Source organism: Streptomyces tanashiensis, assembly GCF_014648895.1.
Lineage (GTDB): Bacteria > Actinomycetota > Actinomycetes > Streptomycetales > Streptomycetaceae > Streptomyces > Streptomyces tanashiensis.
The window spans coordinates 1,157,710-1,165,129 of sequence record NZ_BMRZ01000002.1; the positions used below are offsets into that span (position 1 = coordinate 1,157,710).

Here is a 7,420-nt window from a genome sequence, read left to right on the forward strand (position 1 = left end):
ATCTGGACCAGCCGCCCCGAGCGTGAGGAGGGCGAGGTCGGAGAAGTCGCCTGCCGGGGTACCCGTTCGGGCGTACGTGACATCAGTGTGAGGGGCATGGTGACTCCTAGCTGTGGGTTCGTGCAGGCGGAGCGCGGGTTTCACGCCCCTCTCGCCGGCTCCTCGGCCAGGAACTCCTCCACCACGGCGTTGAAGGCCGTCGGGTTCTCCAGGAAGGGGAAGTGCGAGCTCGCCACGTCGGAGGCGAAGACGTGCAGGCGCGCGCCGGGAATCCGCTCGGCGACGAAGCGCTGCGAGTCGGGGTGCACATGGCTTCCCTCACAGCCGATCACCAGGGTCGGCACATCGATCCGGGGAAGCACGTCGCGCCAGTCCTGCGCGCAGTGGTCGAACAGCAGCGGTACGCCGGCGTGGGCCGGTGTCGACCTGATCTCCCCGGCTACGAACGCCAGTACCTCGGGGTCGGGTTCGCCGGAGAACATGCCGCGCACGAAGTCGGCGAGGACCGTGTCGCCCTCGGGACCCGCGAGGGCCGCGCCCAGGTACAACAGCCCCGACACGTCGAAGATGGCGCCGGAGTCCCGCTGTTCCCGCTCGGTCATCCACGGCACGGCGGCGACCGCAGCGGGCTGGTCGACGGCGACGAAGCGCCTGATCCGTCCGGTCCCGTACTGGTCGATGAAGCTCCACCACACCGAGACGCCCATGGACCATCCCAGTGCGTCGAAACGGTCGAGACCGAGATGGTCGACGAGTTCGAGCACATCGCGGGAGAGCCGGGCGACGCGGTAGCCGTGACGCGGTGTGCCGGACTTCCCGTGGCCGCGGAGGTCGACGGTGACGACGCGACGACCGGGCGCAAGACCCTCGACCTGGTGGCGGAACACCGCCTGCGTCTGGCCCCAGCCGTGGAGCATCACGAGCGGGACTCCCTCGCCGCCGGTGTCCAGGTAGGCGAGCCGCGCACCATCCGTCGTGATCAGTTCTTTCATGACCTCTTCCCTGGTCAGAGGCGGTACATCCGCCCCGTCCATCCCGAACATCATCGAATCGGGCCCGCCGCCCGCACCACCGCGACGTGTAGGAATCGCGCCGTGGATCCTCCTCGCTCTGTCGAAACGATTCCGGGGTCACAGGGCCCCGTCGGCGCCCGGAGCGAGGAGTTCCTCGATCCTGAGGCCGAGGTGCAGGGTGAGCCGGTGGGCGCCGACGTCGAGGTCGAGCCCGGTCAGCTCCTGGATCTGGCGCAGGCGGTAGTAGAGCGAAGTGCGGTGGATTCCCAGCGCGTCCGCCGTCCGGGGAATCGATCCCGCGTGTCCGAGGAAGCAGCGCAGGGTGTCCCGCAGGCGGTGTCCGCCATGAGCCTCGCTCAGGGTGCGGAGCGGTTTCGGGACCAGAGAGGCGTTCAGGGCGTGCTCGGGGAGTTGGAGCAGCACGGCGAGTTCCCCGAGCAGCTCCCAGTCACCGATGCTCTTCAGGGTGGGCAGCCGGCGTGCCGCGCGTGCCGCCACGAGCGCCTGCTCGTACGACGTCCAGGCGTCGGCCGGATCGGGGTGTCGGCCTCCGACGCCGATCACGGGAGCCGCCGACGGGTCCAGGAAGGTGCGGAGTTCGTCGAGGATGCGAGCGGACTGGGCGGCGATCTCGTCCGGGCCGGGCGGCCGGTCGCGGAGCTGGAGCAGCATGGCCCGCTCCTTGCCGATCGCGATGAGGCCCTGCGCTGAGCGCGTCTGCCGGAATCCTTCCAGCGCCGCCCACAGGGCTGCTTCGGACTGCCGGACGAGCTCCGTCCCGCAGCTCAGCTGGACGACGGTGACCAGGACGTGCTCCGCCGCCCCGAGCAGTCCGAGTTCCTTGCCGTGCCGAAGCGCGGTGGTGCGTGCGGCGACGTCGGCACCGACGAGCGCGAGGGCCAGGTCCCGTTCGTCGGTCTTCCGGGCGTCGGCGGCGATGTGCTCCCCGTACATCTGGGCCGACATGGCCTCCGACGCCCGGGCGACGGCGGCGATGTCCTCCTCCCCCAACGTCTTCTCGGGCACGACCACCACGAGCAGCCCGAGGAGATGTCCGCGCTCGCGCAGCGGCACGATGTACCGGGGCAGCAGTCCGAGATCGTCACGGCCGTCGATGAACCCGGGCCTCGACCACCGGGTCACACCTTGGTCGAGGACGTAGCGGATGGCCGTGTTGTCGGCGCGGCCCTGCAGCAGGGTGCCGATGCGCACGGGGTCCTCGTCGCCGAAGTGGCGGCTCGTGCAGACCATGCGGACCAGCGGGTCGTCGACGGCGACGGACCGGCCGAGCCGGTCGGCGAGCTCGTCGACGAGTGCCTGGAGCTCGGGGCTGCCGGGGCGGGCTCGCTGGAGCCTTGCGGTCATGCGCTGTTCCTCTCTCGATCAACTGCCCCCGCGGACTTCTGCGGTCCGCGGTTCTTGATCAGTCTGAGGAAACGACGACATCGGCACATCGCACGAATCGTCCATTGCCACGACGCCCGCGTGTGATACGAAGCGACTACTCTCCGTCGTCACGATGCTTCACCAGCCGGGTCAGCTCGGCGCGCGAGGTGACGTCCAGCTTGGTGAAGGCCCGGCGCAGGTGCGAGCTCACCGTGTGCGGTGAGAGGGAGAGGTGCCCGGCCGCCTGCTGGTTGGTCAGCCCTCGGGCCACGAGTCGAACCACCCGTAGCTCGGCCGCCGTCAACTCGGGCCACGCGTCGCAGAGTCCGGTCGTCGAGGGCCGTCGGCGGACACCCGCGGCCCGCAGGCGCCGGCGCACGCGTGCGACGTCCCTACCGGCGCCCGCTCGCACATAGAGCGCGAGGGCCGTCTCGAAGTACGGGACCGCTTCGGGTGTGCGGGTGGTCGCCAGCTTGCGCCCGGCGTCCTCCAGCGCCGACGCCCGTGCCAGTATCCGAGGGCAGTCCTCGTACAGCCGGACGGCGCGTACGAGAGGGGCGAGGTCGTTGTCGAGGAGCCCCCGGGCGTGCGCGGCGGTGGCGGCGAGGAACGGGAGGCCGGGATTGAGCACGGCTCGCTTCTCGGCCATGGCGACCGCCTGCACGGCCCGTTCGTGCCTGCCCGCGCGCAGCGCCATGCGGACGAGCACCGGGGCGTCGGCCGGGTCGATCAGGCCGGCGTAGGCGGGCCGGTCCGCGGCGGGCGACGTCATCACCGCGTCGAGTTCGGCCATGGCGCGGTCGGGCCGGCCTTCGTGGTCGGCCATCAGCGCCAGCATCCAGGTGCCGAAGTGCCGGACGACGGGTGCGTCGTCGCTCCGCATGCGCCTCGCCTCCGCCGCGTACGCCTCCGCGGTCGGCCGGTCGCCGGTGTGGAGGGCGACACGCAGCATCACGTACCGGAGCGTGACGTCGGCGAGGTTGCCCGGGCCGGGTTCGTCGGTCGCCGGGGACGCGGCTTCCGCGTCGGCCCGGGCGTCCGAGAGCCGTCCGGTCTCCAGGAGGATGCGGGTGCGGGTCATGAGCCACATGCGGTGGGCGGCCGTCCGGCCCTGCTCCCTGGTGATCCGGATGCCCTCCTCCGCGACGGCGAGCGCCTCCGCGGTGCGTCCGGTGGTGTTCGACAGGAGGGCGTGCCACAAGGCCTCCGGCACCCACAGCGAGGTGCTGACGCCCAGGGCGTCGGCCAGCGCGGCGGACCGCTCGGCCTGCCGGAACGCCTCGGCCAGGTCCATGCGGTGGAAGCTCACGGCCGAGCGGACCGTCGTCAGCGTGGCCTCGGCGGTGCGGTCCCCCGCTGCCGCCGCGGCCTCCCACGCCTGCGCGGCGACCTGCTCGGCCGCCGCGTGTTCGCCCGACATCGACAGGCCGACGGCGAGCATGGCGAGCAGCCGCCCCCTCGCGGTCAGGGAGATCCCGGGCAGCGCCGCCCCGGCGCGGGCCTGCCGGACCGCCTCGGAGAAGTCGAACTGTACGGCGAGGCGTGCCAGGGCCAGGCGGATGAGCGCCTCGTCCTCGGGTTCGAGACCGCCGGCCGCCAGGGCGGTGGCTCCCAGCTCACACGCCTGGGCGGCCCGGCCCGTCTGCCAGAGCAGCGGGATCGTCTCGGCGACGACCCGCGGACGCTCCGGAGCGTCCGCCGCGGTGAGCTCCAGGGCCTTGAGGCTGCGTTCCGCGGCGGTTCCGGGAGCGGTGCCTGCGAGTTCCGCCGCTTCGGTGCGCAGCCGGTCGGCCTCCGCCGTGTCTCCCGGCGCCGCGCTCCCGGCCTCCGTCGCATCTGGCGGCACTCTCCCCGGCGGCAGCCCTGCGGCCTGGCGGCTCAGGGCCTGCCGCAGGGGGAGGGGGAGGCCGGCCTCCACCGCCTCGCGGACCAGGTCGTGGCGGAAGGCGAGGCGATCGCCGCTCTCGGCGAGCAGATCGGCGTCGAGGGACTCCCGTACGGCTGTGATGAGCGCCGCCGAGGACCTGCCGAGCAGTTCGGCGAGCAGCGCGACGGTCACCGTGCCGCCCACGGCGGCCGCGGTCTGCACCAGCTCCCGCGCCTCGTCGGAGAGCTGGTCGAGGCGGCGCACGACAGAGGGGAGTTCCCGTGGGTCGGGGGGTCCCGCCGACAGCCTGGCCGTGCCGTTCTCGATCGTCACCGCCTCCTCGCGCAGCGAGCCGAGCAGCTCGATCAGCAGCTGGGGCAACCCCTCGGCGCGGTGGGCGAGACGGAGGACGTCCGGGTCGGGAGGGGCGCCCAGGACGTCCTCGGTGATCCATGCGATCGCCCGGTCCCCCAGCGCTCCGAGGACCAGCCCGTGTGCGCCCGCCTGACGGATCCTGTCCAAGGTGGTGCGCACCCCGGACGGCACACCGCCGGAGCGCACGGCGACCAGCCACAGGATCGGGTGCGACGAGAGTCCCGCCGCGAGGGTGTGGAAGGTGAGGAGGGTCAGGTCGTCGCACCACTGGAGGTCGTCGAGGACGACGAGCAGGGGTCCGTTCCGAGCCGCCTCCCGCAGGCGGTCCCCCAGCTCCTGAAGCAGCCAGAACCGCTGGCCGGGTGTGGCGGCGAGGTCCCGGAGACGTTGGGCACCCGACAGCGGTTCCTCGCCGGAGAGTACGCCTTCGAGGAGCGGGCCGAGCGGTACGAACTGTTCGTCAGGGTCCGCCGCCCCCTCGAACACCCGCGTCCCACGGCACCTCGCGGACGCCGCGGCCTCGGCGAGGATCCTGGACCTGCCGATGCCGGCGGGGCCCTCGACGCGGACGATCCCGCCTTCTCCCCGGCCGAGCGCGTCGAGCCGCTCCTCGATGAACGCCATTTCGGCGTCCCTGCCCCGGAGGGGTGTCCGTACGCCGTCGAGCTCCTCGGGCGCGGTCCTTGTCGTCACTCGGTTCACGCTCATACGGCGGAACAGTATGAACCATGTGAACCGCCCCGCCCTCACCCGGCCCGGGGGCCCGACTCAGTCGAAGCGCAGGTCGGCGAGTTGCCGTTCGAGGGCGGTGATGTCGTCCTCGGGCTCCTCCCCGACCGGGCGCGCCGCCATGAGCGTGGCGAGCTCGGCGCCCGCGCGGCGGACGCGGCCGGGCAGGCCGTCGGTGTACTCGTCTCCCCCCGAGCCCCAGTCCTCGGAGGCCGCGAACACGGCGGTGGGGACGACGACGGCGCGGAGGTAGGCGAAGAGCGGGCGTACGGCGTGCTCCAGGACCAGGGAGTGGCGGGCGGTGCCGCCCGTCGCGGCGGTCAGGACCGGCTTCCCGGTGAGGGCGTCCGGGTCGATCACGTCGAAGAAGGACTTGAAGAGACCGCTGTAGGAGGCCGCGAACACGGGGGTGACGACGATCAGGCCGTCGGCCGCCGTCACCGCGTCGATCGCGGCGCTCAGTCGTGGCGGCGGGAATCCGGTCACGAGGTGGTTGGCGATGTCGCCGGCGAGTTCGCGCAGCTCCACGACCTCGGTCGACGGCGCCTGTCCCCGGGCGGCGAGTTCGTCGCGGGCCGATTCGGCCAGCCGGTCCGCGAGCAGGCGGGTGGAGGAGGGGGTGCTGAGGCCTGCGGAGACGACGGTCAGCTTCACGCGGCGGACACCTCCCGGGCGGCTCGGAGGGAGGCGTGCGCGGGGGCCTCCGGCACGTCGGCCGGACGCCCCTTGGCGAATTCCCGCCGCAGTACGGGCACGACCTCCTCGCCGAGGATGTCGAGCTGTTCCAGGACGGTCTTCAGGGGCAGGCCCGCGTGGTCCATCAGGAACAGCTGGCGCTGGTAGTCGCCGACGGTCTCCCGGAACGACAGGGTCCGCTCGATGACCTGTTGGGGAGAGCCCACGGTCAGCGGGGTCTGCTCGGTGAAGTCCTCGAGCGACGGGCCGTGACCGTACACCGGCGCGTTGTCGAAGTAGGGCCGGAACTCCCGTACGGCGTCCTGGGAGTTCTTGCGCATGAAGACCTGTCCGCCCAGGCCGACGATCGCGTCCTCCGGTCGGCCGTGACCGTGGTGCGCGAACCGGCGACGGTACAGCTGCACCATGCGCCGCGTGTGGTCGGCCGGCCAGAAGATGTTGTTGTGGAAGAAGCCGTCGCCGTAGAAGGCGGCCTGCTCCGCGATCTCGGGGGACCTGATGGATCCGTGCCAGACGAACGGCGGCACGCCGTCCAGGGGCCGCGGTGTCGAGGTGAAGGCCTGGAGCGGCGTACGGAACGTGCCCTCCCAGTCCACGACGTCCTCGCGCCACAGCCGGCGCAGCAGCGCGTAGTTCTCCTTGGCGAGGTTGATGCCCTGGCGGATGTCCTGTCCGAACCACGGGTAGACCGGGCCGGTGTTGCCGCGGCCCAGCATGAGGTCGACCCGGCCGTCGGCCAGGTGCTGGAGCATCGCGTAGTCCTCGGCGATCTTCACCGGGTCGTTGGTGGTGATCAGCGTGGTGGACGTGGACAGGATCAGCTTCTGGGTGCGGGCCGCGATGTAGCCGAGCATGGTGGTCGGCGACGACGGTACGAACGGCGGGTTGTGGTGCTCGCCGGTCGCGAAGACGTCCAGGCCGACCTCCTCGGCCTTGAGCGCGATGGCCACCATCGCCTTGATGCGCTCGCTCTCGGTCGGAGTGCGGCCGTCGATGGGGTCGGGCGTCACGTCGCCGACGGTGAAGATGCCGAACTGCATGGGGTGTCTGCTCTCCTGAGCTCGTCCGGTTCCCTCGCCGGGGAACGGGGGAACCGGGGGGCGGGGTGACGCCGGGCGTTCCGGCGTCACCCCGGCGGGTCAACGGTGCGGTGTCACTTCGCCAGGAAGGTGAGGAGGGCGGTGTTGACCTCCTCGGCGTGGGTCCACAGCAGACCGTGCGGGGCGCCCTCGATCTCGACGTAGTCGGCGGCGGGGAGCGCCTTGTGGAAGGGGCGCGCCGTGCCCTCGGCCGGGAGGATGCGGTCGGCGGTGCCGTGCAGGATCAGGGCGGGGACGTCGACGGCGGGGATGTC

The 7,420-nt window shown here is 72.1% G+C and carries 6 protein-coding genes; all 6 read right to left on the reverse strand.

The features are described 5' to 3' along the window. Positions 1–140: 140 nt before the first annotated feature. A complete protein-coding gene (locus tag IE237_RS10660) occupies positions 141–992 on the reverse strand; it encodes an alpha/beta fold hydrolase (protein WP_229842528.1) in 852 nt (283 codons plus the stop codon). 138 nt (positions 993–1,130) lie between these two features. Beyond that, positions 1,131–2,378: a PucR family transcriptional regulator gene (locus IE237_RS10665; protein WP_189801549.1), complete on the reverse strand. Its 1,248-nt coding sequence runs from the start codon at positions 2,376–2,378 to the stop codon at positions 1,131–1,133. Between the two features lie 136 nt (positions 2,379–2,514). Then, a complete protein-coding gene (locus IE237_RS10670) occupies positions 2,515–5,349 on the reverse strand; it encodes a helix-turn-helix transcriptional regulator (protein WP_189801550.1) in 2,835 nt (944 codons plus the stop codon). Positions 5,350–5,409: 60 nt separating this feature from the next. After that, the gene (locus tag IE237_RS10675; RefSeq protein ID WP_189801551.1) at positions 5,410–6,024 is read right to left on the reverse strand and encodes an FMN reductase; all 615 of its coding nucleotides are present in this window, start codon (positions 6,022–6,024) and stop codon (positions 5,410–5,412) included. Continuing rightward, positions 6,021–7,106 carry an LLM class flavin-dependent oxidoreductase gene (locus IE237_RS10680; protein ID WP_189801552.1) on the reverse strand — a complete coding sequence of 362 codons (1,086 nt, stop codon included), beginning with the start codon at positions 7,104–7,106 and terminating at the stop codon, positions 6,021–6,023. Before IE237_RS10680 ends, IE237_RS10675 begins: the two co-directional genes overlap by 4 nt. 113 nt (positions 7,107–7,219) lie before the next feature. After that, positions 7,220–7,420 (reverse strand): alpha/beta fold hydrolase (locus tag IE237_RS10685; protein WP_189801553.1); only part of this gene is annotated, 201 nt, incomplete at its 5' end.

Coding starts and splice junctions, on each gene's coding strand:
- IE237_RS10660 (WP_229842528.1), bottom strand. CDS start 992: ATGAAAGAACTGATCACGACGGATGGTGCGCGGCTCGCCTACCTGGAC.
- IE237_RS10665 (WP_189801549.1), bottom strand. CDS start 2,378: ATGACCGCAAGGCTCCAGCGAGCCCGCCCCGGCAGCCCCGAGCTCCAG.
- IE237_RS10670 (WP_189801550.1), bottom strand. CDS start 5,349: ATGAGCGTGAACCGAGTGACGACAAGGACCGCGCCCGAGGAGCTCGAC.
- IE237_RS10680 (WP_189801552.1), bottom strand. CDS start 7,106: ATGCAGTTCGGCATCTTCACCGTCGGCGACGTGACGCCCGACCCCATC.